We start from the raw sequence: 26,207 nt of genomic DNA on the forward strand, positions 1-26,207 counted from the left end.
AATATCCCGTTGCAAATTCAGCTTGCCTTGGTTTTATACTTTTCAACACTGCATTGAAAAATCCTTCTTTTCTTTTACTGGAATATATAAAGGCAGATCGCGATTCTGCTCTATTTTTTCTAGTAAATGGCAAGCGTCCTCGTAAACGTATTTCCTATTATGCAAAAAAATCAAGAGAAAGGAAAGAGAGACTTATCGACATGGTTATCCTATGAGACGAAGGAGGCATGTAGAACTTTTTAGAAACAGAAAAAATTTGGACAAGCTCCTACAGCATTCGACAAAAAGGGTTATCAGTTTATGCCGAATAATTTTTTTGCATTTTCGGTTGTCGCGCTTGCGACTTCTTCTACAGATATCCCTTTTATTTCTGCTATCTGCTCGGCAACTAGTTTTACATAGCTAGGTTCATTTCTTTTTCCTCTGTATGGGTGGGGAGTCAGATATGGGCAATCAGTTTCAATCAAAAGTTTATCCAATGGAATAGCATCCGCGACTTCCTTAGGCTTCTTTGCATTTTTAAAAGTTACTGGCCCTCCCAAAGAAATATAAAAGTTCATATCTACGCATTCTTTTGCAGTTTCAGGACTGCCGCTGAAACAATGCATGATTCCCCCTACTTCTCCGGCTCCTTCTTCTTTCAGTATTTCTACTATATCCGCAGTTGCATCACGGTTATGGATGACGATCGGAAGCTTTACCTTTTTCGCAAGCTGGATTTGCTTTCTGAAAACCTCTTTTTGCACATCCTTTGGAGACTTGTCCCAATAATAATCCAAGCCCATTTCTCCAAGGGCTACTACCTTTGGATGCTGAGAAAGTACTTCAATCCATTGAAGGTCTTCATCCGTCATATCAATCGCATCGACGGGGTGCCAGCCAATGCTTGCGTAAATAAAATCATATTCATTTGATAGTTCCATGGCTTTTTCGATTGTTGGGCGGTCAAATCCTACAACTACAATATTGGAGACTCCTTCACTTAAAGCCCTGTCCATAACCTCTTTTAAATCCTCGTTATATTGTTCTGCATTTAAGTGCGCGTGTGTGTCGAAAAACATGAAAAAAACTCCTTTTTGCTTATATTATTTTTCTATTACAATTCTTTCGCTCATGTAACATTCCGAATATGGTTTTAGGCCTTTTTTAGGAATCTTTTCGTTAAATACCATCCTATTTTACTTTTATAAAATAATATCCCTAAAGGGTCTTTATCTTATAATCTATGCCCGTTGATTTCCGCTGCAGGCACTCGCTTTCCACAGGGCTGCCGACGCTCCTCGACTCTCTGCTCCTGTGGAGCCCCTTTGTAAGCTACTTCCGTAGCAGTTTCGCAATTAACTCATTGGTGTAACGAAAACAGCCTTACTTAAAAAGAAAAACATAGAAATGCTTACGTTGAACGCTTAACACTTCTATGTTTTTAATATTTATCATGTAAATGAATAATTTTTATTTAACCCTTGCTCCTAATGGAAGAGATTCTGCAATTGTAGCAAGGGAAAGTTCGCCGTCTTTCCCTCCTGCTAAAATCATCCCCTCTGAAAGCTCGCCGCGAAGTTTAACAGGTTTCAAATTGGTTACACAAATTACTTTTCTGCCAACCAATTCTTCCGGCTTATAAAATTTTGCAATGCCAGAAACAACCTGGCGCTTTTCATAGCCAAGGTCCAGCTGCAGTTTTAGTAGCTTATCAGCCTTTTTCACTGGTTCAGCCTCGATAACCTGCGCCACTCTTAAATCGACCTTCATGAAATCATCAATGGTGATTTCTGCGCTTTCCGGTTTTTCTTCTGCTTTTGCTTCAGGCTTGGCTTCTTCTTTAGGAGCTGAACCCTGCATTTTTGTTTTAATGAATTCCACTTCTTCATTAATATCAAGGCGAGGGAAGATCGGTTCTCCCTTTGAGACCTTTGTGACTTCCGGGATCTGTCCGAAAGTTTCAAGGCTTTCCCAAGATGTTAAGGCTACTTCATTTACATTTAATTGCGTGAAAATTTCTTTCGGTGTACGGGTCAAGAAAGGTTGAAGAAGCACAGCAATTCTGCGGAGAGACTCTGCTAAATGTACCATTACACTTGCAAGCTCTTCTCTCTTTTCTTCTTCCTTGGCAAGCGCCCAAGGCTGCGTTTCATCTATATATTTATTCGTCCTGCTAACAAGCTGCCAAACGGCTGAAAGGGCAACAGAAAACTCCATTTTTTCCATTGCTTCCTCATACTTAGAAACAGTCTCACGGTTCATTTGAAGCAGCTGCTGGTCAAACTCGCCGTCGGAGCCTTTATAAGCTGGAATAACACCGTCAAAATATTTATTAACCATGGCAATCGTTCTGTTTAAAAGATTTCCTAAATCGTTTGCAAGGTCAAAATTGATTCTTTCCACAAAGCCTTCAGGCGTGAACACTCCATCTGCCCCAAATGGCACTTCGCGAAGTAAGTAGTAGCGGAGTGCATCCAGTCCATAGCGGTCAATTAACGTGACTGGGTCCACTACATTCCCTTTAGATTTGGACATTTTGCCGTCTTTCATTAATAACCAGCCATGCGCAAACACTTTTTTAGGCAGCGGGAGATCCAAAGCCATAAGCATAATTGGCCAATAAATAGTATGGAATCGTACGATTTCTTTTCCTACTAAATGAACATCTGCCGGCCAGTAGTTCAAGTACTTTGAATCATCATCGGTACCGTAGCCAAGAGCTGTAATATAATTGGACAAAGCATCAATCCACACATAAACAACATGCTTAGGATTATTTGGAACTTTCACACCCCAATCAAACGTTGTACGGGAAACAGCCAAATCCTCGAGTCCAGGCTTAATAAAGTTATTAATCATTTCATTCTTGCGGGATTCCGGCTGAATGAAGGATGGGTTTTCTTCATAATACTGCAGAAGCCTGTCAGCATACTTGCTGACCTTGAAAAAATAGGACTCTTCTTTTACTTTATGAACCGGACGTCCACAGTCAGGGCAGTTGCCATCTGACAGCTGGCGCTCCGTGTAGTAAGACTCACAAGGAGTACAGTACCAGCCTTCGTATTCTCCAAGATAAATATCTCCCTGTTCAACAAGCTGGGCAAATATTTTTTCTACAATCTGTTTATGCCTGTCTTGAGTTGTACGAATAAAATCATCGTAGGAAATATCGAGCTTCTTCCATAATTCCTGGATCCCTTCTACGATTTCATCTACATACTGCTGAGGAGTAACACCTTTTTCTTCCGCTTTCTCCTGAATCTTTTGTCCATGTTCATCTGTTCCAGTTAAGTACATAACATCATAGCCGCGCATACGCTTATAACGTGCCATTGCATCACCAGCTACAGTTGTATAGGCATGCCCTATATGTAAATTTCCGCTAGGATAATAAATTGGAGTGGTTAGATAAAAAGTCTTTAATTTTTCCTCCACAAGATTCCCTCCCTAATTTTAAGAAAGCATCGGTGCATATATATATGCATCTAAGCTTATTATGGACTCTTTTTAATAAAATCTCATCAACTATTAAAAAATCCCGCCCAATTTGGACGGAAGTAAAATCAGAAATTCGTGCCGTTATTGAGCCTGCTATAACTGTGTTTTTCAAGATGTTATATTCGTCATCATAACCTCTTATACCATCAAAATATACCTAAAAACTTGAAATTGTGCAACCAATAGGCAGATGTGAACTACTGAATCTTTTTTCTAAAATGTTAATCCTTAATAAAAAATTAAAATAAACTTCTTCTTTATCCCTATAAAAGGAAATGGGCCTTCGAATATTATTATATCGGCAATAAAGACTTTTGTAGAATTTTGTCGAAATGTCGAATCAAGTCATTTTAAGGTATATAGCAAAAACTTCGATTCTCCACTCTCCTTTTATTACATTTCAGCACCAAAACCTTATTATATCAATACTTCAATGCATATCCTAAAATTTTCTATTTGAATTAAACATAAAGTAATTGACGTATTTGGGAATGGCTGGTATTATGTAATTAATAAAGATTTTGTCGAATAATGACGAAACAACATAGATAGAGAAAAATATTATTTGGAGATTTGAGAGGAGAAATTTATTATGAAATCCACAGGTATTGTTCGTAAAGTTGATGAGCTTGGCCGCGTTGTTATCCCTATTGAATTAAGACGTACATTGGGAATTGCAGAAAAGGATGCTTTAGAAATCTATGTAGATGACGAAAGAATCATCCTTAAGAAGTACAAGCCAAACATGACATGCCAGGTTACCGGGGAAGTTTCTGACGAAAATATCTCTTTGGCTAACGGAAAATTAATTCTTAGCCGTGACGGTGCTGAACAGTTATTAAAAGAAATTCAAAGTACATTTGAATTAGTAAAATAATAAAGAGAAAAGCTTCTCACAACTGTGAGAAGCTTTTTTATTACTCGACATGGTAGGCATGATATACATCCCGTTTGTTTAATCCCCTGTCCTTTGCTGTTTGTTTAATGGCTTCTTTACTGGCCAATCCACTTTCTTCTATATAATGCTTTACATGATCCTCTATTGAAACATTTTCCCACCATACTGGTTCTTCTACCTTCATATCCTCAGAAGCCCCTTCAATAATGATGCAAAATTCTCCTCTTACTTCTCCACTGGCGGCCCATTCGATTGCTTCGGAGACTGTTCCCCTAATAAATTCTTCATATCTTTTCGTTAGTTCCCGGCACAAGGAGATGTTCCGGTTACCCATCAAATCTTCAATCAATGAAAGGGTCTCCTTAAGGCGATGTGGAGCTTCATATAAAATTGTTGTCGCGGATAGCTTCGCCAGCTTTTCCAGCTCCTGTTTTTTTATTTTCTTCTGCCTGTTTAAGAAGCCATAAAAATAAAAGGGCTGTGTATTAATTCCAGAAGCGATCAAACCGGTTAATGCAGCATTCGCACCAGGAAGCGGCACTACAGTCAGTTTTTCTTCAACAGCGGCTGTTACAAGGTCATAACCTGGATCTGAAATAGCCGGCATCCCTGCATCACTGACAAGGGCAACTTTCGCTCCATTGGCGACTTTCTCCAGAAGCTTGTGCCCGCTTGCTTCCTTATTATGTTCATGATAGCTAATAATTGGCGTCACAATCTCAAAATGATTGCAAAGCTTCTTTGTATTGCGTGTATCCTCCGCTGCAATAAAATCAGCCTCTTTTAAAATCCTTACGGCCCTAAAACTCATATCTTCAAGGTTTCCAATCGGAGTTGGAACTAAATAAAGGATTCCTTTTGTCTCTTCATTTTCAAAGCTTTTTTGCTGCCACATATGTACCACCCGTTTCCTTCGCGAAAAGCGCTGAGCGCCACCGAAGGTATTTTTACCTTCTAATAGGGATTTCCTTATGTCTCCAGTCCCTAGCGGTTAACTAGACATGCTTGAGACTTCGAGCCGATGGCGCTCGGAGCTAGACCGTTCTAAAATTTTTATAATGAAATATTATGTTGTTTTAAGAACTCATCCTTCTTTTTCCTTGGCCATTGTTTAAATTCATATTCAGCCCTCATAGCTTCACTCTTATCCGAAAATGATTTGGAGAATATCAGTTTAACCGGCCCTCTGCCTCTTGTATACTTGGCCCCTTTACCCTCGTTATGAACTTTTATTCTTTTTTCAAGATCATTGGTGTAGCCTGCATATAAACTGCCATCCCTGCAATGAAGAACATAAAAATAGTGGCTATTCTCCATATAAAATCTCTCTAATTTCAGGTGTGTATTCATTTTCATCATTATATACAAATAACGGCGGCAGGATTTTTAAATCCGGGCTTCCGTTTTTAACAGCTTCAATCAGCAGGGTATTCGCTTCCTTCCCTGCCTTTGGATACACAAATTGCACTTTTTTCGGTTCAAGCTTATATTTCCGCATTAAGGTGACGATATCCAGGAATCTGCCCGGCCGATGAACAAATGCAACCTTGCCACCCTGTCTCGCCAGCTGGCTTGATGCTTTAATGGCATCCTCCAGAGTACATAGAATTTCATGGCGGGCAATTGCTAAATGTTCATTTTCATTGATTTCATCACGGGATAGTGTAGGAAAATACGGAGGATTGCAGGTCACAACATCAAATTTCCCATACCCCAGCACATTGGGCATTTCTTTAATATCTCCATGGATCATTTGAATACGATCCTTAAGATTGTTGTATTCAATGCTCCTTACTGCCATATCAAATAATCGCTCCTGAATCTCCACCCCTGTAATTGTTCCCTTTGTTCTTACGCTTAAAAAGAGCGGAATCACCCCATTTCCGCTGCATAAATCAATAAGATTGCCTTTTTGAATAGGCACATATACAAACCGGGCCAGCAATACAGCATCCAGCGAGAAAGAAAATACAGCCGGGCTTTGAATAATACGCATATCCTCTGCCAGCAAATAGTCCAGCCGTTCACCTTCTTTTAAAAAGTCCATACTTGATCCTCCATGCTCTGTTTCCTAAATGTATTCTTTCTGAAAGCTTTGGTAAATAAACTTTTCTGTTGATTTCCGCTCCAGGCGCTCAGCGAACAGCGGGCGGTCCGGGCCCTCTTCGGCGATCTGCGCCTTGGCCAGCATTCTTGAACAGGCATCGGACGAAGAAAATGCGAATGCTTTTTCGCGGTCTTGCGCCTTCCGCTCTAATCAACAGAGAGCCAATATCAGCACTTTCGATTAACATTACCTTTTTGAAGAAGACTGATTAAGCCTCTTTCATATGGAAAAAATAGCCTTCCTTTAATCAGGAAGGCTAAAAGTTTACTTTTTATTAAGGAAAGACAAGCAAAACAGGCAGTCGCCCTCTTTTCTAGGGCTGCCAAAATGGAGATTACAAATGTGAAAACCTTCCTGATAGAGGCGGGCAAGATTATCATAGCCTTCTCCGATATCGATCACCTTATCATCATCCGTATCTCCGGCAGGCTGCACTGCTTTTTTCTTTTTAACCGATGTGCTTTCCTTTTCCGTAGATATGTCTAAATGGCGTCTTAAATGTTCATTTTCCAGCTTTAAAGAGTTATTCTCTTCAAGTATTTCTGCCAAATGCTGCTTTAACTCACCAAGCTGCTGATATAACTCTCCAATTTGGGTTTCCATGTTACTTACTGAGTCAAAGATTTCTTTTTTATCCACGCCTTCCACCTCTTAATCTGTGGACTGAACTGATACAGCACCTTGTTTTAAAATTTCATCGAGTGTATATTCGAGTACGCGCTCTTGTTCTTTAACATCCACTTGAAGAACACGCTCCAATATATTTAAGCCTACGACTTTTCCAGGTCCATCAGGAGTCTGAATCCATTCCCCAAGGTCCGGAAGCTGTTCCTTAGCTGCTTCGTATTCGTCATTCTCATATTTCAGGCAGCACATTAAGCGCCCGCATAAACCTGAAATTTTCGTAGGGTTTAACGAAAGATTCTGGTCCTTTGCCATTTTTATGGATACCGGATCAAAATCGCCAAGGAATGTGGAACAGCAAAGCATCCTTCCACACGGGCCAATGCCGCCCAGCATTTTTGCTTCATCCCTTACACCAATCTGGCGAAGTTCAATTCTTGTCCTGAATATGGCTGCAAGGTCTTTTACGAGTTCACGAAAGTCAACCCGCCCATCAGCCGTAAAATAAAATATGACTTTGTTTCGATCAAATGTATATTCAACATCCACAAGCTTCATATCAAGCTGATGTGTATTGACCTTCTCACAGCAAACCTCATATGCTTCTTTAGCGGCCTGCTTGTTCTCATCAACAATCATGCGATCCTTTTGATCTGCAATACGAAGGACCTTTTTTAATGGCAGGACTACATCATGTTCATCAACCTGTTTCGGGGCTATAACTACTTTTCCGTACTCTACGCCTCTAACGGTTTCGACAATGACAAAGTCATCCTTTTGTATTGAGAGATCTCCGGGATCAAAATAATATATCTTGCCCGCTTTTTTAAAGCGCACTCCTACTACATCATACAAAGGAAGATCCCTCCTGCAATTTTAACACAAGCTGTTCCATCAACAGCTGCGGATTCATATTTGCCTGCAATTTTCTTTTCGCTTCCAAAACAGCCGTCATCTGTTCTGTTAATCGCTTCGTAGAATATTGCAGTGCAAACTGCTCTAAACGATTCTTTTCGTTGAGATGGACAACCTGGTCTTGTTTCCCAAGCTGTATATATAATAAATCTTTAAAAATAAGAAGTAATAAATCTAAGCCGCGATCAATCTGCTCTTTCTCTTTAAAGTGCAAGAACCAATCCTCCTGAAGGGCAACCATTGCCTCAAGCGGATTTTTCTTAACCACTTCATATAATTTTAACACTATTTTTTGTGCTTGTACAAACCAATCATCAGAACTATATTCCAAAGCCTCATCCAAATTATTGGTAATTTGTGCAAGTAATGGTGCCCGGCTAGGATCTACTCCATTATTCTTTAACTGTTCGATCATTTCAGCTGGGGATAAAGGTTTAAAAGAAATCGTCTGGCAGCGGGATAGAATAGTAGGAAGCATTTGCTGGGACTGTTCAGTAATTAAAATGGCAGTCGTTTGCGCATGAGGTTCCTCCAGAAATTTCAGCAGACTATTGGCAGCATTTACAGTCATCCTGTCTGCATGTACAATCACATAAAGTTTTCTTTTTGATTCTACACCTGTTTTTGAAAACTCTTCCTGAAGGCTCTGAATCTGATTCTTTTTAATAGAAAGTCCGTCCGGCTCTACAATATGAACATCGGGGTGATTACCGCTATTAATCCTTTTACAGTTTGAACATGTTTCACATGGAACATACCCTTCAACGGGAGCCTTGCAGAATTGGCTTTTTGCCAAAAGTGTGCTCGCTTCCCGCTTCCCTGTCCCTTTCATTCCCTCAAACAAGTAGGCGTGGGCCAGCCGATCCTTCACTATGCTATTTTTAAACATTTTCAATACTACTGGCTGTATGGCCTCCAGCTGTTCCCACGTTTTTCCCACAACAATCACTCACTTACGTATATAAATTTATTAAAAGACCTTTAATTTCTCCGACTTTTCCAAGTATATCAATCGAAGATTCTTCCTTTTTCATTAGTTCATCTGTCAGCTCAGAAAGCTTTTCATCAACGGTTTCGACAACCTTTAGCGACCTGCCTTGTCCAAATTGATTCCAGCTATGTGATTGCTTTAGCTCCATGCCAAAGTCAACGGCTTCCTTCACAAACTTTTTAACCAATGTTTTAAACTTGGCCAAGTCCTTAAAAGTCCGGGACCGAGCAAGGCGTTCACCGGCGGCATCAATCTCTTTTAATAATCCCTGGAGCTGTGAAGCCTGCATCTTCTGGTCCTGCTTCTGAACCAGTTCATAAAACTTGGTGCCATTCCCCGCTGCCTGCTTTTGGTCCTGGCGGATATTTTCCATTTTGAGCCGAAGATCCTGGTTGATTTTCATACATTAATCCTCCGAAAAAGGTAGCATTGGACCCTGTAAAAACAATAATGGTTTATTAAAAGTGGTGGAATTGCTCAACTGGCAATACAAAAACTGTTGCACCGCCCACTTCTACCTCTACTGGATAGGGCACATAGGAATCAGCGTTTCCGCCCATTGGTGAAACAGGTGCAACAAGCTGGTCTCTTGCCCGGCAGTTTTCTTTAATAATCTGCAGAGCCCGTTCTACCCGAATATCCTCTGTGCCGATCATGAAAGTTGTATTTCCGGATTTCAAAAACCCGCCTGTACTGGCCAATTTTGTTGCTCGAAAATTATTATCCACCAAGGCATTCATAAGTTTATTGCTGTCCTGATCCTGTATTACTGCCAGGATTAATTTCATAGACCCATCCCCTTTACAGTTTTTTATCCGTTGTTTCTTACCTTTATTATATCAATTATTTTATGCTCAAGCAGAAATTAAGGGAAGACTGTGGAATTTATTTTTTTAAAAATTGCCTGCTATTTATTTCTGCCTGAAGCTGCTGCATTGCATATAGCAGATAGCCACAAGCTCCTGCACTTCCTTCTTTTACAAAAAAACCTTAAAGATTTAAAATCTTTAAGGCCCTTCTTATATTTTCCCTTCTAGCACTTCTTTTAGCTTTTCATCTGCCTGCTTATATACATCCTCCACCGGCCTGGAAGCATTAATCTTATAAATTCTGTCAGGATAAAGGTCCATTAATTTGAGATATCCCTCGCGTACTTTATGGTGAAAATCTAATTTTTCCAGGTCAAGACGATTTACTTCCCTCCCCTTATGCTGGTTGATTCTCTCCAACCCTGCCTCTGGTTCAATATCAAAGTACAATGTTAGCTTAGGCATCATTCCCTCAATTGCAAAGCTATTAATGGAGAAAACCTCCTCTATGCCTAATCCCCTTGCATACCCTTGATAAGCAAGTGAGCTGTCAATAAACCTGTCACATAATATTACATATCCTTTTTCTAATGCGGGCTTTACCTTTTCAATCAGGTGCTGCCTTCTAGCCGCTGCATATAAAAGAGCTTCGGTTCTCGGGTCCATCTTTGTATTATTTTTATCCAGGATTACACCTCTGATTTGTTCAGCAATTTCAATTCCGCCTGGCTCCCTCGTTTGAAGGACTTTATAGCCTTCCGCTCCAAGCCTCTTTGCCAGTAAACTAATGATGGTTGTTTTTCCGGCACCTTCAGGACCTTCAACGGTAATAAACATTCCCTTATTCATATTACTTCCTCCACCTGTTCAATAGTCATTCATATATTTTAATGGTGCCTTGTTGAATATTTTCCTCATTTTGAAAGCGCGCACCGGCTTCCTTAAGAATTCTTATATTTTGGATATCTTCCTTGTGTATTGGTTCTCCCGGAAATAAAAGTGGAATGCCGGGCGGATAAGGGGTCACCTGCTGTGCGCATATCCTGCTGACAGAGTCCTCAAGCAGAACTGTTTTTATGGCATAGCCTTCTCGTTTCTTTTGATTGAAAGCAAGCTCTGAAACAGGCTCTTTTGAAAATATCATTTTCTTTTTTTGATCTTCTGTGTTTATATAAGTTTTTAACTCTTTCTCTAAACAATTGATAACCCTTTCAACCGAGTAGTCCATGTTTGATTTTAGCAGCGGAAAAACGAGCAGGACGTTATATGGATCAGCCATTTCCGCATAGATACCATGCTGCTCCAGAATCTGCTGAAGTTCATATCCGCTTAGAGAAGTAGTGGATTGAATTGTAACTTTTAAAGGGTCACCGATATTATTTTTATAAGGGAGGACTTTAATTCCCTTTATTTTGCTTAGTGCATTCCTGAAGTTTTCAATCTTTTCGTAAAGGTTATCTGCATCTTTATCTGAAAAAGAAGCTAAGTATGCCCTGGCCATATCAAGCGAGGCCATAATTGGATATGACGGGCTGCTTGATTGGAGTAACCCCAGATAGCTGCTTAATTTTTCTTCATTTATAAGTTTGCTATTAAAATGCAGGTAGGCCCCCATCGTCATAGCAGGCAGTGTCTTATGGGCTGATTGTATAACAATATCCGCTTTGAGTTGGACAGCAGAAGCCGGGAAACACTTTGCTCCAATAAAATGCGCCCCATGCGCCTCATCCACCAGAACTGGTATCCCATAGTGATGAGCATGAGTAATAATCTGCTCCAAGTCGGAAACCATTCCATAATAATTAGGGTACGTTAAAATCAGCGCTTTGGCATGCGGGTATCGTCCGATTGCTTCTTTTACCGTCTCGAACGGCACACCTCCAGCCACGCCCCAATCCTGGTTGTATTCAGGCGCTAAAAAAACCGGATCTGCCTTAACCAAAGAGATGCCGTTAAGGATCGACTTATGGCAATTTCGCTGTACTAATACGGTATCATTCTCTTCAGCCGCCGCCATAATCATAGCGAGGTTCCCTGCAGTTGACCCATTTACCAAGAAATAACTTGTGGAGACACCGTACAAATTTGCAAGCAGCCTATGGGCCTCCAATATCACTCCCTCGGGAGAATGCAAATCATCCAGGCCACTGAGTTCCGTGGCATCCAGCTTTAAAATATCTTTAAAAAATTCTGATTCTCCATAGCTTAAAAGTTCTCCATACTTATGTCCCGGGACATGAAAAGATATAGGGTGCTGTGAGGAATGCTTTTTCAACTGATCATATAATGGAGTCCGTTCCTGATTCATTTCATCACCAAATTATTGCACTTTCCTTAGATTCTTATCCTATTTTAACAAATAGGGTATGTCCTATAAAGAGCCACACTTGCAATATAGCCAGTCCCCTCATTAAATAAGCAATTTTATAAAGAAATCCATGATAGACATACACCCAAATGGGATTTCCATCATACAATATTAATCAAGTAACCTCAAAAAACTCGCCAATGAATATTCGAAAAATTGTATACAATAAATATTACTGGGCAGAATAAGTGTATGGAGGTGGAGTGATTGGGTTCGCTATTAGCAAAAAAACATGCAGGAGAAGAATGTGTCATTTGCGAGCAGGCTAAAACTAGGGGAATACATCTATACACTTCTTTTATCTGCACAGATTGTGAAAAAGATTTAATAACTACAGATACAAGCAATCCAAAATATAATTATTACTTAAAGAAACTAAAAAAAATAACAATGCCAGAAATATTTTCTTAAAAGGGAGCTCCTCGGGACAGGGGCTTTTTATTTTTGCTGAGCTTATGCTGCCAGTCGATGCAAGAAGGAATAATTACCTTGAATGAGACCAATTAACTGTGATACTTCAATCAACATTTAGTAATATTCGGTATTTAATAAAACAAAGATGAGTGGCCAAAAAAATGTCTCCTTCAGAGAAATAAGCGATATTTATAAGCTGAAAATAAATAAAAACACAAAAAGAGCACGCATCAGGTGCTCTTTCATTTGCCCGGCAGCGTCCTACTCTCACAGGGGGACAGCCCCCAACTACCATCGGCGCTGAGAAGCTTAACTTCCGTGTTCGGTATGGGAACGGGTGTGACCTTCTCGCTATCGCCACCAGACTATTTGGTTTGAAGAAAGTTCATTCCTTCAAAACTAGATAATGCATGAAGAAGTGTTGCCGAGTATCACCAATAACTTGGTTAAGTCCTCGATCGATTAGTATCAGTCAGCTCCACATGTCGCCACGCTTCCACCTCTGACCTATCAACCTGATCATCTTTCAGGGATCTTACTAGCTTGACGCTATGGGAAATCTCATCTCGAGGGGGGCTTCATGCTTAGATGCTTTCAGCACTTATCCCTTCCGCACATAGCTACCCAGCGATGCCTTTGGCAAGACAACTGGTACACCAGCGGTGCGTCCATCCCGGTCCTCTCGTACTAAGGACAGCTCCTCTCAAATTTCCTGCGCCCACGACGGATAGGGACCGAACTGTCTCACGACGTTCTGAACCCAGCTCGCGTACCGCTTTAATGGGCGAACAGCCCAACCCTTGGGACCGACTACAGCCCCAGGATGCGATGAGCCGACATCGAGGTGCCAAACCTCCCCGTCGATGTGGACTCTTGGGGGAGATAAGCCTGTTATCCCCGGGGTAGCTTTTATCCGTTGAGCGATGGCCCTTCCATGCGGAACCACCGGATCACTAAGCCCGACTTTCGTCCCTGCTCGACTTGTAGGTCTCGCAGTCAAGCTCCCTTGTGCCTTTACACTCTGCGAATGATTTCCAACCATTCTGAGGGAACCTTTGGGCGCCTCCGTTACTTTTTAGGAGGCGACCGCCCCAGTCAAACTGCCCACCTGACACTGTCTCCCGCCCCGATAAGGGGCGCGGGTTAGAATTTCAATACAGCCAGGGTAGTATCCCACCGACGCCTCCACCGAAGCTGGCGCTCCGGTTTCTACGGCTCCTACCTATCCTGTACAAGCTGTACCAAAATTCAATATCAGGCTACAGTAAAGCTCCACGGGGTCTTTCCGTCCTGTCGCGGGTAACCTGCATCTTCACAGGTACTATAATTTCACCGAGTCTCTCGTTGAGACAGTGCCCAGATCGTTACGCCTTTCGTGCGGGTCGGAACTTACCCGACAAGGAATTTCGCTACCTTAGGACCGTTATAGTTACGGCCGCCGTTTACTGGGGCTTCGATTCAAAGCTTCGCTTGCGCTAACCTCTCCTCTTAACCTTCCAGCACCGGGCAGGCGTCAGCCCCTATACTTCGCCTTGCGGCTTCGCAGAGACCTGTGTTTTTGCTAAACAGTCGCCTGGGCCTATTCACTGCGGCTCATCAGGGCTATTCACCCTAATGAGCACCCCTTCTCCCGAAGTTACGGGGTCATTTTGCCGAGTTCCTTAACGAGAGTTCTCTCGCTCACCTTAGGATTCTCTCCTCGCCTACCTGTGTCGGTTTGCGGTACGGGCACCTTTTCCCTCGCTAGAGGCTTTTCTTGGCAGTGTGGAATCAGGAACTTCGGTACTAAATTTCCCTCGCCGTCACAGCTCAGCCTGTATGGTAACGGGATTTGCCTCGTTACCGGCCTAACTGCTTGGACGCGCATATCCAACAGCGCGCTTACCCTATCCTCCTGCGTCCCCCCATTGCTCAAACGGTAAAGAGGTGGTACAGGAATATCAACCTGTTGTCCATCGCCTACGCTTTTCAGCCTCGGCTTAGGTCCCGACTAACCCTGAGCGGACGAGCCTTCCTCAGGAAACCTTAGGCATTCGGTGGATGGGATTCTCACCCATCTTTCGCTACTCATACCGGCATTCTCACTTCTAAGCGCTCCACCAGTCCTTGCGGTCTAGCTTCAACGCCCTTAGAACGCTCTCCTACCACGGACACCTAATGGTGTCCATCCACAGCTTCGGTGATACGTTTAGCCCCGGTACATTTTCGGCGCGGAGTCACTCGACCAGTGAGCTATTACGCACTCTTTAAATGGTGGCTGCTTCTAAGCCAACATCCTGGTTGTCTAAGCAACTCCACATCCTTTTCCACTTAACGTATACTTTGGGACCTTAGCTGGTGGTCTGGGCTGTTTCCCTCTTGACTACGGATCTATCACTCGCAGTCTGACTCCCATGGATAAGTCTTTGGCATTCGGAGTTTGTCTGAATTCGGTAACCCGATGAGGGCCCCTAGTCCAAACAGTGCTCTACCTCCAAGACTCTTACTACATGAGGCTAGCCCTAAAGCTATTTCGGAGAGAACCAGCTATCTCCAAGTTCGATTGGAATTTCTCCGCTACCCACACCTCATCCCCGCACTTTTCAACGTGCGTGGGTTCGGGCCTCCATCCAGTGTTACCTGGACTTCACCCTGGACATGGGTAGATCACCTGGTTTCGGGTCTACGACCACATACTCATTCGCCCTATTCAGACTCGCTTTCGCTGCGGCTCCGTCTTATCAACTTAACCTCGCATGTAATCGTAACTCGCCGGTTCATTCTACAAAAGGCACGCTATCACCCATTAACGGGCTCTAACTACTTGTAGGCACACGGTTTCAGGTTCTCTTTCACTCCCCTTCCGGGGTGCTTTTCACCTTTCCCTCACGGTACTGGTTCACTATCGGTCACTAGGGAGTATTTAGCCTTGGGAGATGGTCCTCCCTGCTTCCGACGGGATTTCTCGTGTCCCGCCGTACTCAGGATCCACTCTGGAGGGAACGAAGTTTCAACTACAGGGCTTTTACCTTCTCTGGCCGGCCTTTCCAGACCTGTTCATTTACCTCGTTCCTTTGTAACTCCGTGTAGAGTGTCCTACAACCCCAAGAGGCAAGCCTCTTGGTTTGGGCTAATCCCGTTTCGCTCGCCGCTACTCAGGGAATCGCGTTTGCTTTCTCTTCCTCCGGGTACTTAGATGTTTCAGTTCCCCGGGTCTGCCTTCCATACCCTATGTATTCAGGTAAAGATCCTATCCCATTACGGATAGGGGGTTTCCCCATTCGGAAATCTCCGGATCAAAGCTTACTTACAGCTCCCCGAAGCATATCGGAGTTAGTCCCGTCCTTCATCGGCTCCTAGTGCCAAGGCATTCACCGTGCGCCCTTTCTAACTTAACCTACTTCGGCCGCTGATCGACTGCGAATCTCTGCGTCAGCTCCGTCACTGTGCTCCTCACGTACTCTCGTACGCTCCGGTGCTCGTTCGGTCGCTTCCTTGATCTTCTTGCCGCTCATCGTCTTCATGGTTTGTGCTCTTACTTGGTTTTAAAAAACTTACATAAGAGAAAAAAACTAAGATGGCGATTACTCGGTTATTGCTTCTTCATTAACATTATCTAGTTTTCAAGGAACAAGGCTGCTACTTGAACAGCTTCATTGCTGCCTTGCGACAAGCTGAGGGATTACTTCCTCGAGCTACTGCGGCGCAGGAGCAAAAAAAATAATAACGAACGGATTCGTTATAGTTGGTGGAGCCTAGCGGGATCGAACCGCTGACCTCCTGCGTGCAAAGCAGGCGCTCTCCCAGCTGAGCTAAGGCCCCATTATGAGATGGTGGGCCTAAATGGACTCGAACCATCGACCTCACGCTTATCAGGCGTGCGCTCTAACCAGCTGAGCTATAGGCCCACATAATAGGTAAAAGTATTTAACTGTTGAGAGATTGGTCTCTCAAAACTAAACGAACAAAACACGTCACGTCTCAAGTAAATATCCTTAGAAAGGAGGTGATCCAGCCGCACCTTCCGATACGGCTACCTTGTTACGACTTCACCCCAATCATCTGTCCCACCTTAGGCGGCTGGCTCCAAAAGGTTACCCCACCGACTTCGGGTGTTACAAACTCTCGTGGTGTGACGGGCGGTGTGTACAAGGCCCGGGAACGTATTCACCGCGGCATGCTGATCCGCGATTACTAGCGATTCCGGCTTCATGCAGGCGAGTTGCAGCCTGCAATCCGAACTGAGAATGGTTTTATGGGATTCGCTTAACCTCGCGGTCTCGCAGCCCTTTGTACCATCCATTGTAGCACGTGTGTAGCCCAGGTCATAAGGGGCATGATGATTTGACGTCATCCCCACCTTCCTCCGGTTTGTCACCGGCAGTCACCTTAGAGTGCCCAACTGAATGCTGGCAACTAAGATCAAGGGTTGCGCTCGTTGCGGGACTTAACCCAACATCTCACGACACGAGCTGACGACAACCATGCACCACCTGTCATCCTGTCCCCCGAAGGGGAACGCCCTATCTCTAGGGTTGTCAGGAGATGTCAAGACCTGGTAAGGTTCTTCGCGTTGCTTCGAATTAAACCACATGCTCCACCGCTTGTGCGGGCCCCCGTCAATTCCTTTGAGTTTCAGCCTTGCGGCCGTACTCCCCAGGCGGAGTGCTTAATGCGTTTGCTGCAGCACTAAAGGGCGGAAACCCTCTAACACTTAGCACTCATCGTTTACGGCGTGGACTACCAGGGTATCTAATCCTGTTTGCTCCCCACGCTTTCGCGCCTCAGCGTCAGTTACAGACCAAAGAGTCGCCTTCGCCACTGGTGTTCCTCCACATCTCTACGCATTTCACCGCTACACGTGGAATTCCACTCTTCTCTTCTGCACTCAAGTTCCCCAGTTTCCAATGACCCTCCCCGGTTGAGCCGGGGGCTTTCACATCAGACTTAAGGAACCGCCTGCGCGCGCTTTACGCCCAATAATTCCGGACAACGCTTGCCACCTACGTATTACCGCGGCTGCTGGCACGTAGTTAGCCGTGGCTTTCTGGTTAGGTACCGTCAAGGTACCGGCAGTTACTCCGGTACTTGTTCTTCCCTAACAACAGAGTTTTACGATCCGAAAACCTTCATCACTCACGCGGCGTTGCTCCGTCAGACTTTCGTCCATTGCGGAAGATTCCCTACTGCTGCCTCCCGTAGGAGTCTGGGCCGTGTCTCAGTCCCAGTGTGGCCGATCACCCTCTCAGGTCGGCTACGCATCGTTGCCTTGGTGAGCCGTTACCTCACCAACTAGCTAATGCGTCGCGGGCCCATCTGTAAGTGATAGCCGAAACCATCTTTCAGCTTTCCCTCATGTGAGGGAAAGAGTTATCCGGTATTAGCTCCGGTTTCCCGAAGTTATCCCAGTCTTACAGGCAGGTTGCCCACGTGTTACTCACCCGTCCGCCGCTGACTTCAGGGAGCAAGCTCCCATCCGTCCGCTCGACTTGCATGTATTAGGCACGCCGCCAGCGTTCGTCCTGAGCCAGGATCAAACTCTCCATATAAGAGTTGATTAAGCTCATAAGTTGTCTTTTTAAAAAAGACTAAAGAATTAACGTTGACGTTTTTGTTCGTTCAGTTTTCAAAGATCAATCCACCGCTCAGAAGCGACTTTATTAATATATCATTCTCACAACCAGATGTCAACAACTTTTTAAAAGATGTTTTTCATCACTTCATTGTGACGACCTTTAATATAATATCACCACATTAAACAGCTGTCAACGACTCCACCAAAAAAATATCAAAAATAAAAACAGCCGCTTTTATTACGGCTGTCATCCTTAAATTACCCACGTTTGAATGGCTACAAGAGCAAACAATCCCGGTATTCCTAAGAAACCGGATATGGCTGAGGTGGCAAGGTTTATGGGTACATGTATGCCGAACTGGTTGCCAAACGCATTTAAGAAAAATAGAAAGAGTGCTCCTATTATCAGCTTAATGGCTCCCTGCCCGATTAATCTTACCGGTTTTACAGGCGCTCCAATAAATAGAAGCAATAATATTAATCCTCCCAATATGGAGATCACAACAATAGGATCCAAAAGAAAAATCCTCCTCTCAGAAAACTTGTACTATTAATTTATGAATAACATGTACAAAAAAGACCTTGAGAGAAGGACAAGTGTATTGATTTTATTTATATTTTTAAATCCTTTGGTATTTGAAGCTCTAAAAACTTAAATACGGACCTTTACATTCCTCTTTTTTGCTTCTTTAAATAGAAAGAAATATTTCGCTTCAGCCAATTTTGCCTGGGTGATTGCTTCAGGGGATGGATCAAAGCTTTTTTCTACCAATGACTTCTGATTGTTCCATTCTGTTTTTAACCCGTTCAGCTGATGTAATAGCTTCTCGTCGAATTCTTTGCGAAGCCATCCTTTTTTTCGAAAAAACATGGATCCCGCCTCCGTGTTAAACTTCTCGTCGTCCTTCTAACGCTTTCGATAATGTTACTTCGTCAGCATACTCCAGATCTCCCCCTACCGGAAGGCCATGGGCGATGCGTGTAGCCTTTATGCCAGACGGCTTAATCAAACGGGAAATATACATGGCGGTAGCTTCCCCTTCAATATTCGGATTGGTGGCGAGAATAATTTCTTGTACCGTTTCATCCTGGAGCCGCTTTAATAAGTCAGGGATATTGATATCCTCAGGCCCAATCCCATCCATTGGAGAAATCGCACCATGGAGGACATGATACAAGCCGTTATATTCTTTCATCTTTTCCATTGCAATAACATCTTTAGGATCCTGCACAACACAGATTACCGTTCTGTCTCGCCTTTGGTCCTCGCATATATAACATGGATCCTGATCAGTAATATGGCCGCAGACAGAGCAGTAAGTTAAGTTTCTTTTAGCATTTACAAGTGCCTTTGCAAAATCGAGTACGGTATCTTCTTTCATACTCAAAACAAAAAACGCCAGACGTGCAGCCGTTTTCGGGCCGATTCCGGGCAATTTCATGAAGCTGTCTATCAGCTTTGATATTGGTTCAGGATAATGCATGTCTTTTTCCTCCTATAAGAAAAGGAAAAGCGCCGCGAGCATGACAGTCTGCTGATTAAAATTCATCAGACTCTGTTCGCTGGCGCCTGGCCTGTCTCTTCCCTGAGTTCTGCTTTTTGCCAGTGCAGCACGCAAGAAAGATTTTTCAGGAACTTTTCTTAAAACATTCCTGGCAGGTTCATTCCTTTTGTAAATTGGCCCATTGTATCGTTTGTTAAGTCTTCTGCTTTTTTCAATGCATCGTTAGTAGCAGCAAGCACTAAGTCCTGAAGCATTTCAATATCTTCTGGATCTACTACCTCTTCTTTAATATTCACTTCTAAAACTTGTTTGTGGCCCGACACAATTACTGTAACCATTCCGCCGCCAGCTGTTCCTTCAATTCTCTTTTCGCCTAGCTCTTCCTGTGCTTGAGCCATCTTTTTTTGCATTTTTTGCATTTGTTTCATCATATTTTGCATATTTCCCATTCCACCGCGCATTTGTACATACCTCCAAATATTTTTATTCTTTAATCTCAATCAACTCAGGACCGAAAAGCTTTACTGCTTCAGATACATGAGGCTCTTCCTCACTTTTGCTGAAACCTTCATCTGCATTGTCACCGTCACGCTGGTTGCGCACGAATTCCTCCCTGACCTGCTGCCATTGGTCATCAGGTATGCCTACCAGCTGAACTCTTTTTCCTAAAAGTTCAAATAACACGTTAGCCAATGTTTCTAAAAATCTGCTATTATCCATTGCCATTTGGCAGTGAATTTCATACTTAAATTTGACAATAAGGGCTGTTTCCGATGCTGCAACCGGCTCAGCCTCATTTAAAAGGGCAGCCTGAGAACGCATCTGATTATGGACAAGTCTATCCAGCATTTCTCCCCAGCGGCTTTTTATAGCAATCAAATCATTTTTTGTGGCTTGTTTAAGAACCTCATTTACTTTGCCAACAGGTGCCTGAAATCCTTTGCGGGAGCTCCTTTGGGGCTTTTTCTGCACAGCCGCCGATGCAGCACCATCTTCTTTTGCCATAATGCCGTTTTTCTTTAATTCTGTCAGTTCATGTTCCAGCCGTTCTATTTTTTGCATTAGTGGCTTGATGTCTGCAGATTCCCCAGACTTCTCTGTTTTTTCAAGCTGGCAGAGCTTCACAATAGCTACCTCAAGAAAAATTCTTGGGTGATTTGTCCACCGCATTTCCTGCTGTGCTTTATTTAAAACCCCAATCAGCTCGTAGAGTTCTTCTGGTTCCATTTCTTGTGAAAGCTGCTGGAAATCATCATCAAGCATGACTCTCTCTAAAGATTCTTCGAGCCTTGGAGCGGCTTTGTATAAGAGCATATCCCGGTAATAGAGGATAAAGTCTTCAATAAAACGGGACGAATTTTCCCCTGGAAAAGAAGTTCTTCAAGAAACTCAAGACCTGACGCCGCATCCCTTTCCCTTACAGCTCTTGCAAGTTTATTTAAAAACCCCTGTGATACAGCACCTGTTACAGATAAAGCATCATCTACAGTCACTTTTTCCTGGCTGAAGGAAATCGCCTGGTCAAGCAAGCTCAAGGCATCACGCATTCCGCCTTCTGCCGCTCTGGCAATGATCTGCAAAGCCTGTTCCTCACAGGCTGCACCTGTTTCATCCACAATCAGCTTCATTCTCCCTACGATTGCCTGTGCAGTGATTCTTTTAAAATCAAAACGCTGGCACCGGGAAATGATGGTAAGGGGAATCTTGTGAGGCTCAGTAGTCGCCAGTATAAAAATAACATGCTTAGGCGGCTCTTCAAGAGTTTTTAGAAGGGCATTAAAAGCTCCAATGGAAAGCATATGCACTTCATCCACAATGTAAACCTTAAACTTTACAGCATTGGGTGCATATTTAACTTTATCCCTTATGTCCCTGATTTCTTCTACACCATTATTGGACGCAGCATCAATTTCAATGACATCAGGTATGGAACCATCAGTAATTCCTCTGCAGGCTGCACATTCATTACATGGTTCGGTTACCGGTGCCTTCTCACAGTTAACGGCTTTAGCCAGAATTTTAGCTGCACTCGTTTTACCGGTTCCTCGAGGACCTGAAAACAAATAGGCATGTGATATCTTCTGCTGAAGCAGGGCGTTTTGCAAAGTCTTTGTCACATGTTCCTGCCCAACAACATCTATAAACTGCTGTGGACGCCAAACACGATATAAAGCTTGATAACTCATTGATACGCCCCCTTCCTATGTATAGTCCTTCATCTATTATAACGTATCTAAATTCCTTTTTACAAAAGGTAGAGCAAATAAAATTTACTAATCTTTAAAGCACTTTTGCACACACAAAAAACTCACCCTTTGCAGGATGAGTTTAATATACAATATAAACTGCCGTGCACCTTCCGTCGACTGACGCCCATAGGCGTTACTTAAGCAGTTAGCTCGGCCCAGGCAACCCTGCGGCACATGGGAGCGTCCACTTAATGCTGCTTCCTTCCGGACCTGACATGGTTCATGGATTCCCATTGCGCAGGACCCAGGCGTCAACACCACTTACTTAAGGCAGGCCCTACAGGACATCAGCCTCGGGAAGGGATTCAGCCTCGCTAGAGCGGATTGCGAGTACAGGGCACCGCTACCTCCCCGCCTAGCACGGCAAAGTTGATACCATATTTAGTTGCGTCTTATCCGACGCATTTATAAGTATACTAAGATTCAGCTGAAAAAGCAATGCTTATCCATTGTCAATTCCTGTATCAAGTTCCAGCTCCCGCAATTGCCTTTTCTTTTTCTCTTCCTTTTTCCGCTTTCTCAGTTCCCTGAAAAAGTTTGAGAGCAGTTCACCACATTCTTCCTCAAGCACACCGGCCACTACCTCGCTCTGGTGATTGAAACGTTCGTCCTGCAACAGATTCATAAGAGTGCCGGCACATCCGCCCTTAGGATCCTTCGCACCATAAACAACCCTTTTAATGCGTGATAAAATGATAGACCCTGAACACATGGGGCATGGCTCCAGTGTCACATAAAGGACTGCATCCTCAAGTCTCCAAGTCCCCAGCTTTTTGCAAGCTTGATCAATAGCGAGCAATTCAGCATGGGCAATGGCGTTTTGGTTGGACTCCCTTAAATTATGGGCACGTGCAATAATTTCACCATCCAAAACAATTACAGCACCGATTGGAACTTCTTCCAGCCCTTCAGCAATTTTTGCTTCCATAATTGCTTCACGCATATACAATTCTTCTGCAGTGCTAGCTGCTTGCTTCAAATGACTTCATTCCTTCTTTCTTTTATATGTATCTAAATCCCTGTGTAAAAGCTGAAATTTAACCAAAAATAACAGGGAAGGAGCGATTATATGAGAAAATCACAGCAGATCTCGCCTGCATTAATTATTATAGACATGATTAATGACTTTAATTTTAACCATGGAAGGATACTTGCTAAAAAAGCATTGGAGATATCAGGGCCAATTATAAAATTAAGATCGGCATTCCATGAACAAAATCTGCCGGTCATTTATGTAAATGATCATTATAACCTGTGGCAGGCTGATCTGCACACGATTATAAACTATTGTAAAAATCCGCTAAGCGAAGCTGTCCTTCGCCAGGTTCATCCAGCGCAGCATGATTATTTTTTAATAAAGCCAAAGCATTCTGCTTTCTATGGAACTGCGTTAAATACGCTGCTCCATCAGCTGGGAGTTAACACACTTGTCATGACCGGAATTGCCGGCAATATTTGTGTCCTCTTCTCGGCAAATGATGCCTATATGAGAGAATATCATTTACATATTCCACATGATTGCACCGCTTCTAATGATGACCATGATAATGAGAATGCCTTAAAGATGATGGAAAAGGTATTAAAAGCCAATATATCTTCCTTCACTGAGAATAATTATAACATTTCTTCTATGTTTCCTTCATAAAATGGTAGCAGTGTTCTCATCTATAATAAATGATATCTGCCAAAATCGCTTTTAAGGGTGTTTTTTCAGGGAGGGATATAGGAGGCCGCTCCTTATTTGACGTATCTGACACCATTCAGTTTCCAGGCCCTTCGCGATGGTTCTCTGAAGGAGCCGCTTCTGAATAATTTCCCTGCCATTGCCAGAGCCAATAATAATGTCCTCATGATGGTCATCACCAATCAGGAAAACGATCAGTTCAGTGATGAACTCGGCAGAATACTGTTAAATGAAATGGCTATTCAGAATAGATTCCTTGATAACATTACAGCTACGGCAAAAAAATATGGTTTTAGGGATATTCATTTTGATTTTGAGTTTCTGCGCCCAGCGGACCGGGAAGCCTATAACAACTTCCTCCGTAAAGCGAAGGCTAGATTCAGGCAGGAAGGCTGGCTGATTTCTACTGCATTGGCTCCGAAAACCAGTGCCGGGCAAGAAGGACTCTGGTATGAAGCTCATGACTATAAGGCCCATGGAGAAATTGTTGATTTTGTAGTCATCATGACCTATGAATGGGGCTACAGTGGAGGCCCGGCAATGGCTGTTTCCCCTATCGGTCCAGTGCGACAGGTTTTGGAATACGCGATAAGCGAGATGCCTTCGTCTAAAATTATGATGGGCCAGAACCTATATGGCTATGATTGGACACTTCCTTTTGTACAGGGTACAACTGCAAAAGCCGTCAGTCCGCAGCAGGCCATACAAATAGCAGCGGAAAACAATGTGGCCATTCAATATGATTACAAAGCACAGGCGCCTTTTTTCAACTACACAGCACCTGATGGCAAAAGACACGAGGTCTGGTTTGAGGACGCCCGCTCCATCCAGGCAAAATTCGATTTAATCAAAGAACTAAAGCTTCGGGGAATGAGCTACTGGAAACTTGGCCTGTCTTTCCCGCAAAATTGGCTTCTAATTACGGAAAACTTCGATGTTACAAAAAGGGCATGATTGACAACAGCTGCCGCGTCCGGCAGCTGTTTTTTTATTATTCAGATTTTATAACTTATTTTCTTTTTTCCAGCTTAAATTCCATATCCCTTCCACTCCATAGTGTGTTAAAATAAGCTTTGTGTCATTTTTGAACGTAATTATTACAGAATGGTTTCCATAGAGAAAAAAGCAAAGCAGGAGGACGATCCATATGGGGGGAATACCTTTTATTACTGTAGAGGGGCCGATTGGCGTTGGGAAAACATCTCTCGCTAAAGCGATTTCTGAAAAATTTCAGTATGCACTTTTAAAAGAAATTGTTGATGAAAATCCTTTTTTGGGTAAATTTTATGAAAACATTGAAGAATGGAGCTTCCAGACTGAAATGTTTTTCCTCTGCAACCGCTACAAACAGCTGGTTGATATCAATAATCACTACTTAACTCAAAATAAGCCTGTTGTGGCTGATTATCATATTTTTAAGAATCTGATCTTTGCCCAGCGTACATTGAATCAGAATGAATATCAGAAGTATTTGAAGATTTATGACATTCTGACGGGTGATATGCCAAAGCCAAATGTCATTATCTATCTCAATGCCAGCCTTGAAACACTGCTCGACCGAATTGAGCTGAGAGGCCGTGAAATTGAAAAAAATATCAGCCCTTTATATCTGGAGCAATTATCCCTTGATTATGAAACGGCTATGAATGAGTTCGAAAGGCAGCACCCTGATATTCCGGTTATCCGTTTTAATGGAGATCAACTGGATTTTGTTAAAAACGAAGAAGACTTAATGCATATATTCGATACATTGTCCACATCATTAAAAAAGAGGAGCATACAATTATGAATCTAAGGCAAAAATACGAGATTCCTTCGAACTCCGTGATCACGATTGCCGGAACAGTCGGAGTCGGAAAATCAACGATGACCAATGCACTTGCGAACGCACTAGGGTTCCGAACCTCTTTCGAAAAAGTAGATACGAACCCTTACCTGGATAAATTCTATGCAGATTTCAACCGCTGGAGCTTTCACTTGCAGGTTTACTTCCTGGCTGAACGGTTCAAGGACCAGAAGCGCATCTTCGAATATGGTGGCGGCTTCGTTCAAGATCGCTCCATTTATGAAGACACAGGGATTTTTGCGAAAATGCATTTCGAAAAAGGCACTATGTCCAAGGTAGATTACGAAACCTACACCAGCTTATTTGATGCAATGGTGATGACACCTTACTTCCCGCATCCTGATTTGCTTATTTACCTGGAAGGATCAATTGACGACATTCTTTCCCGCATTCAGGAGCGCGGCCGTCCGATGGAACAGCAGACTCCGATTTCTTACTGGGAAGAAATGCACCAGCGTTATGAAGATTGGATCAACAACTTTAATGCATGCCCTGTCCTTCGTCTGAATATCAATGATTATGATATTATTCAAAACGAGCAATCCATTGAGCCAATTGTTGAACGCATTTCCTACTTTTTAAGACAAACTCAATTATTGAAAAAATAACCGCCATTTCGGCGGTTTTTTGTTACGCTTTTGATTAATGGCTCAAGAAACTCAGCTGAAAGTGGTTGATCGCAGGATATCCGACGGACACGTTTCTACCGAAGTGCCTCCAAAATATTTTAACGGTCACTTTCACACGCATAGCATATTTATCG

Annotated in this window: 22 protein-coding genes, 2 tRNA genes, 3 rRNA genes, 1 other RNA gene and 2 pseudogenes; 6 read left to right on the forward strand and 24 right to left on the reverse strand. The window is 43.1% G+C overall.

Going from position 1 to position 26,207, the window contains the following annotated elements; genetic code table 11:
- Window positions 1-293: 293 nt before the first annotated feature.
- Both AC3ZVC_RS04405 and metG read right to left on the reverse strand, forming a co-directional pair.
- Window positions 294-1,061: a TatD family hydrolase gene (locus AC3ZVC_RS04405; protein ID WP_490066445.1), complete on the reverse strand. Its 768-nt coding sequence runs from the start codon at window positions 1,059-1,061 to the stop codon at window positions 294-296.
- A gap of 391 nt (window positions 1,062-1,452) precedes the next feature.
- Entirely contained in the window at window positions 1,453-3,417 is a 1,965-nt protein-coding gene (gene metG, locus AC3ZVC_RS04410; protein ID WP_490066448.1) for a methionine--tRNA ligase, read from the reverse strand.
- Window positions 3,418-4,072: 655 nt separating this feature from the next.
- On the opposite strand from metG, the gene abrB reads away from it, so the two are divergent.
- Window positions 4,073-4,357, forward strand: a complete 285-nt coding sequence (gene abrB, locus AC3ZVC_RS04415; RefSeq protein ID WP_026585206.1) for a transition state genes transcriptional regulator AbrB — start codon at window positions 4,073-4,075, stop codon at window positions 4,355-4,357.
- Window positions 4,358-4,397: 40 nt separating this feature from the next.
- Here abrB and rsmI read toward each other — a convergent pair whose 3' ends face one another.
- The 10 genes from rsmI to AC3ZVC_RS04465 form a co-directional block, all read right to left on the reverse strand.
- Entirely contained in the window at window positions 4,398-5,273 is an 876-nt protein-coding gene (rsmI, locus tag AC3ZVC_RS04420) for a 16S rRNA (cytidine(1402)-2'-O)-methyltransferase (RefSeq protein ID WP_490066451.1), read from the reverse strand.
- A 158-nt stretch (window positions 5,274-5,431) separates the two neighbouring features.
- Window positions 5,432-5,695, reverse strand: a complete 264-nt coding sequence (locus AC3ZVC_RS04425; protein ID WP_490066453.1) for a GIY-YIG nuclease family protein — start codon at window positions 5,693-5,695, stop codon at window positions 5,432-5,434.
- Window positions 5,685-6,425: a tRNA1(Val) (adenine(37)-N6)-methyltransferase gene (locus AC3ZVC_RS04430; RefSeq protein ID WP_490066457.1), complete on the reverse strand. Its 741-nt coding sequence runs from the start codon at window positions 6,423-6,425 to the stop codon at window positions 5,685-5,687. The genes AC3ZVC_RS04425 and AC3ZVC_RS04430 overlap by 11 nt, the downstream gene beginning before the upstream one ends.
- A gap of 324 nt (window positions 6,426-6,749) precedes the next feature.
- A complete protein-coding gene (gene yabA / locus AC3ZVC_RS04435; RefSeq protein WP_214728517.1) occupies window positions 6,750-7,124 on the reverse strand; it encodes a DNA replication initiation control protein YabA in 375 nt (124 codons plus the stop codon).
- 12 nt (window positions 7,125-7,136) lie between these two features.
- Entirely contained in the window at window positions 7,137-7,964 is an 828-nt protein-coding gene (locus AC3ZVC_RS04440; protein ID WP_490066463.1) for a PSP1 domain-containing protein, read from the reverse strand.
- The gene (gene holB, locus AC3ZVC_RS04445) at window positions 7,957-8,964 is read right to left on the reverse strand and encodes a DNA polymerase III subunit delta' (RefSeq protein ID WP_490066467.1); all 1,008 of its coding nucleotides are present in this window, start codon (window positions 8,962-8,964) and stop codon (window positions 7,957-7,959) included. The genes AC3ZVC_RS04440 and holB overlap by 8 nt, the downstream gene beginning before the upstream one ends.
- A 13-nt stretch (window positions 8,965-8,977) precedes the next feature.
- On the reverse strand, window positions 8,978-9,418 hold the full coding sequence (locus AC3ZVC_RS04450) for a YaaR family protein (protein WP_490066473.1): 441 nt from the start codon (window positions 9,416-9,418) through the stop codon (window positions 8,978-8,980).
- 55 nt (window positions 9,419-9,473) lie between these two features.
- Entirely contained in the window at window positions 9,474-9,803 is a 330-nt protein-coding gene (gene darA / locus AC3ZVC_RS04455; RefSeq protein WP_009336682.1) for a cyclic di-AMP receptor DarA, read from the reverse strand.
- A gap of 231 nt (window positions 9,804-10,034) precedes the next feature.
- On the reverse strand, window positions 10,035-10,673 hold the full coding sequence (tmk, locus tag AC3ZVC_RS04460) for a dTMP kinase (RefSeq protein ID WP_490066478.1): 639 nt from the start codon (window positions 10,671-10,673) through the stop codon (window positions 10,035-10,037).
- A 25-nt stretch (window positions 10,674-10,698) separates the two neighbouring features.
- A complete protein-coding gene (locus AC3ZVC_RS04465; protein WP_490066482.1) occupies window positions 10,699-12,132 on the reverse strand; it encodes an aminotransferase class I/II-fold pyridoxal phosphate-dependent enzyme in 1,434 nt (477 codons plus the stop codon).
- Between the two features lie 267 nt (window positions 12,133-12,399).
- On the opposite strand from AC3ZVC_RS04465, the gene AC3ZVC_RS04470 reads away from it, so the two are divergent.
- Complete coding sequence (locus tag AC3ZVC_RS04470; protein ID WP_110067691.1) at window positions 12,400-12,603, forward strand: sigma factor G inhibitor Gin; 204 nt, start codon at window positions 12,400-12,402, stop codon at window positions 12,601-12,603.
- A 251-nt stretch (window positions 12,604-12,854) separates the two neighbouring features.
- Here AC3ZVC_RS04470 and rrf read toward each other — a convergent pair.
- The 12 genes and pseudogenes from rrf to tadA form a co-directional block, all read right to left on the reverse strand.
- Window positions 12,855-12,971 (reverse strand): 5S ribosomal RNA (gene rrf / locus AC3ZVC_RS04475).
- A 77-nt stretch (window positions 12,972-13,048) separates the two neighbouring features.
- A 23S ribosomal RNA gene (locus tag AC3ZVC_RS04480) occupies window positions 13,049-15,983 on the reverse strand.
- 348 nt (window positions 15,984-16,331) lie between these two features.
- Window positions 16,332-16,407 (reverse strand) — tRNA-Ala (locus tag AC3ZVC_RS04485).
- 9 nt (window positions 16,408-16,416) lie between these two features.
- Window positions 16,417-16,493 (reverse strand) — tRNA-Ile (locus tag AC3ZVC_RS04490).
- A gap of 91 nt (window positions 16,494-16,584) precedes the next feature.
- A 16S ribosomal RNA gene (locus tag AC3ZVC_RS04495) occupies window positions 16,585-18,134 on the reverse strand.
- Together the 16S, 23S and 5S rRNA genes with 2 tRNA genes alongside form the textbook arrangement of a ribosomal RNA operon.
- Before the next feature lie 279 nt (window positions 18,135-18,413).
- Window positions 18,414-18,677: a pro-sigmaK processing inhibitor BofA family protein gene (locus AC3ZVC_RS04500; protein WP_214729545.1), complete on the reverse strand. Its 264-nt coding sequence runs from the start codon at window positions 18,675-18,677 to the stop codon at window positions 18,414-18,416.
- Between the two features lie 135 nt (window positions 18,678-18,812).
- On the reverse strand, window positions 18,813-19,031 hold the full coding sequence (locus AC3ZVC_RS04505) for a YaaL family protein (RefSeq protein WP_490066485.1): 219 nt from the start codon (window positions 19,029-19,031) through the stop codon (window positions 18,813-18,815).
- A gap of 16 nt (window positions 19,032-19,047) precedes the next feature.
- The gene (gene recR, locus AC3ZVC_RS04510) at window positions 19,048-19,644 is read right to left on the reverse strand and encodes a recombination mediator RecR (RefSeq protein ID WP_214729549.1); all 597 of its coding nucleotides are present in this window, start codon (window positions 19,642-19,644) and stop codon (window positions 19,048-19,050) included.
- Window positions 19,645-19,802: 158 nt separating this feature from the next.
- Window positions 19,803-20,126 carry a YbaB/EbfC family nucleoid-associated protein gene (locus tag AC3ZVC_RS04515; protein ID WP_035333488.1) on the reverse strand — a complete coding sequence of 108 codons (324 nt, stop codon included), beginning with the start codon at window positions 20,124-20,126 and terminating at the stop codon, window positions 19,803-19,805.
- 22 nt (window positions 20,127-20,148) lie between these two features.
- Window positions 20,149-21,851: pseudogene (gene dnaX / locus AC3ZVC_RS04520) on the reverse strand (DNA polymerase III subunit gamma/tau).
- Between the two features lie 162 nt (window positions 21,852-22,013).
- Window positions 22,014-22,278, reverse strand: an RNA gene (ffs, locus tag AC3ZVC_RS04525) — signal recognition particle sRNA large type.
- Between the two features lie 78 nt (window positions 22,279-22,356).
- The gene (gene tadA, locus AC3ZVC_RS04530) at window positions 22,357-22,893 is read right to left on the reverse strand and encodes a tRNA adenosine(34) deaminase TadA (RefSeq protein WP_490066493.1); all 537 of its coding nucleotides are present in this window, start codon (window positions 22,891-22,893) and stop codon (window positions 22,357-22,359) included.
- A gap of 90 nt (window positions 22,894-22,983) precedes the next feature.
- Here tadA and AC3ZVC_RS04535 point away from each other — a divergent pair, with 90 nt between their 5' ends.
- From AC3ZVC_RS04535 to AC3ZVC_RS04550, 4 genes and pseudogenes are all read left to right on the forward strand, one after another.
- Window positions 22,984-23,559 carry a cysteine hydrolase family protein gene (locus AC3ZVC_RS04535; RefSeq protein WP_490066494.1) on the forward strand — a complete coding sequence of 192 codons (576 nt, stop codon included), beginning with the start codon at window positions 22,984-22,986 and terminating at the stop codon, window positions 23,557-23,559.
- Window positions 23,560-23,640: 81 nt separating this feature from the next.
- A pseudogene (locus AC3ZVC_RS04540) lies at window positions 23,641-24,552 on the forward strand (glycosyl hydrolase family 18 protein); the annotation flags it as partial.
- A gap of 193 nt (window positions 24,553-24,745) precedes the next feature.
- Window positions 24,746-25,387, forward strand: a complete 642-nt coding sequence (locus AC3ZVC_RS04545) for a deoxynucleoside kinase (RefSeq protein ID WP_490066495.1) — start codon at window positions 24,746-24,748, stop codon at window positions 25,385-25,387.
- On the forward strand, window positions 25,384-26,052 hold the full coding sequence (locus AC3ZVC_RS04550; RefSeq protein WP_490066497.1) for a deoxynucleoside kinase: 669 nt from the start codon (window positions 25,384-25,386) through the stop codon (window positions 26,050-26,052). The genes AC3ZVC_RS04545 and AC3ZVC_RS04550 overlap by 4 nt, the downstream gene beginning before the upstream one ends.
- Window positions 26,053-26,207: the final 155 nt, after the last annotated feature.

It is taken from the genome of Cytobacillus sp. C11.1 (assembly GCF_058145115.1).

What these genes read in the sequence shown, in the direction of transcription:
- AC3ZVC_RS04405 (WP_490066445.1), bottom strand. Translation starts at nt 1,061, where the DNA reads ATGTTTTTCGACACACACGCGCACTTAAATGCAGAACAATATAACGAG.
- abrB (WP_026585206.1), top strand. Translation starts at nt 4,073, where the DNA reads ATGAAATCCACAGGTATTGTTCGTAAAGTTGATGAGCTTGGCCGCGTT.
- rsmI (WP_490066451.1), bottom strand. Translation starts at nt 5,273, where the DNA reads ATGTGGCAGCAAAAAAGCTTTGAAAATGAAGAGACAAAAGGAATCCTT.
- AC3ZVC_RS04425 (WP_490066453.1), bottom strand. Translation starts at nt 5,695, where the DNA reads ATGGAGAATAGCCACTATTTTTATGTTCTTCATTGCAGGGATGGCAGT.
- AC3ZVC_RS04430 (WP_490066457.1), bottom strand. Translation starts at nt 6,425, where the DNA reads ATGGACTTTTTAAAAGAAGGTGAACGGCTGGACTATTTGCTGGCAGAG.
- AC3ZVC_RS04450 (WP_490066473.1), bottom strand. Translation starts at nt 9,418, where the DNA reads ATGAAAATCAACCAGGATCTTCGGCTCAAAATGGAAAATATCCGCCAG.
- darA (WP_009336682.1), bottom strand. Translation starts at nt 9,803, where the DNA reads ATGAAATTAATCCTGGCAGTAATACAGGATCAGGACAGCAATAAACTT.
- tmk (WP_490066478.1), bottom strand. Translation starts at nt 10,673, where the DNA reads ATGAATAAGGGAATGTTTATTACCGTTGAAGGTCCTGAAGGTGCCGGA.
- AC3ZVC_RS04465 (WP_490066482.1), bottom strand. Translation starts at nt 12,132, where the DNA reads ATGAATCAGGAACGGACTCCATTATATGATCAGTTGAAAAAGCATTCC.
- AC3ZVC_RS04505 (WP_490066485.1), bottom strand. Translation starts at nt 19,031, where the DNA reads ATGTTTTTTCGAAAAAAAGGATGGCTTCGCAAAGAATTCGACGAGAAG.
- recR (WP_214729549.1), bottom strand. Translation starts at nt 19,644, where the DNA reads ATGCATTATCCTGAACCAATATCAAAGCTGATAGACAGCTTCATGAAA.
- AC3ZVC_RS04515 (WP_035333488.1), bottom strand. Translation starts at nt 20,126, where the DNA reads ATGCGCGGTGGAATGGGAAATATGCAAAATATGATGAAACAAATGCAA.
- AC3ZVC_RS04535 (WP_490066494.1), top strand. Translation starts at nt 22,984, where the DNA reads ATGAGAAAATCACAGCAGATCTCGCCTGCATTAATTATTATAGACATG.
- AC3ZVC_RS04545 (WP_490066495.1), top strand. Translation starts at nt 24,746, where the DNA reads ATGGGGGGAATACCTTTTATTACTGTAGAGGGGCCGATTGGCGTTGGG.
- AC3ZVC_RS04550 (WP_490066497.1), top strand. Translation starts at nt 25,384, where the DNA reads ATGAATCTAAGGCAAAAATACGAGATTCCTTCGAACTCCGTGATCACG.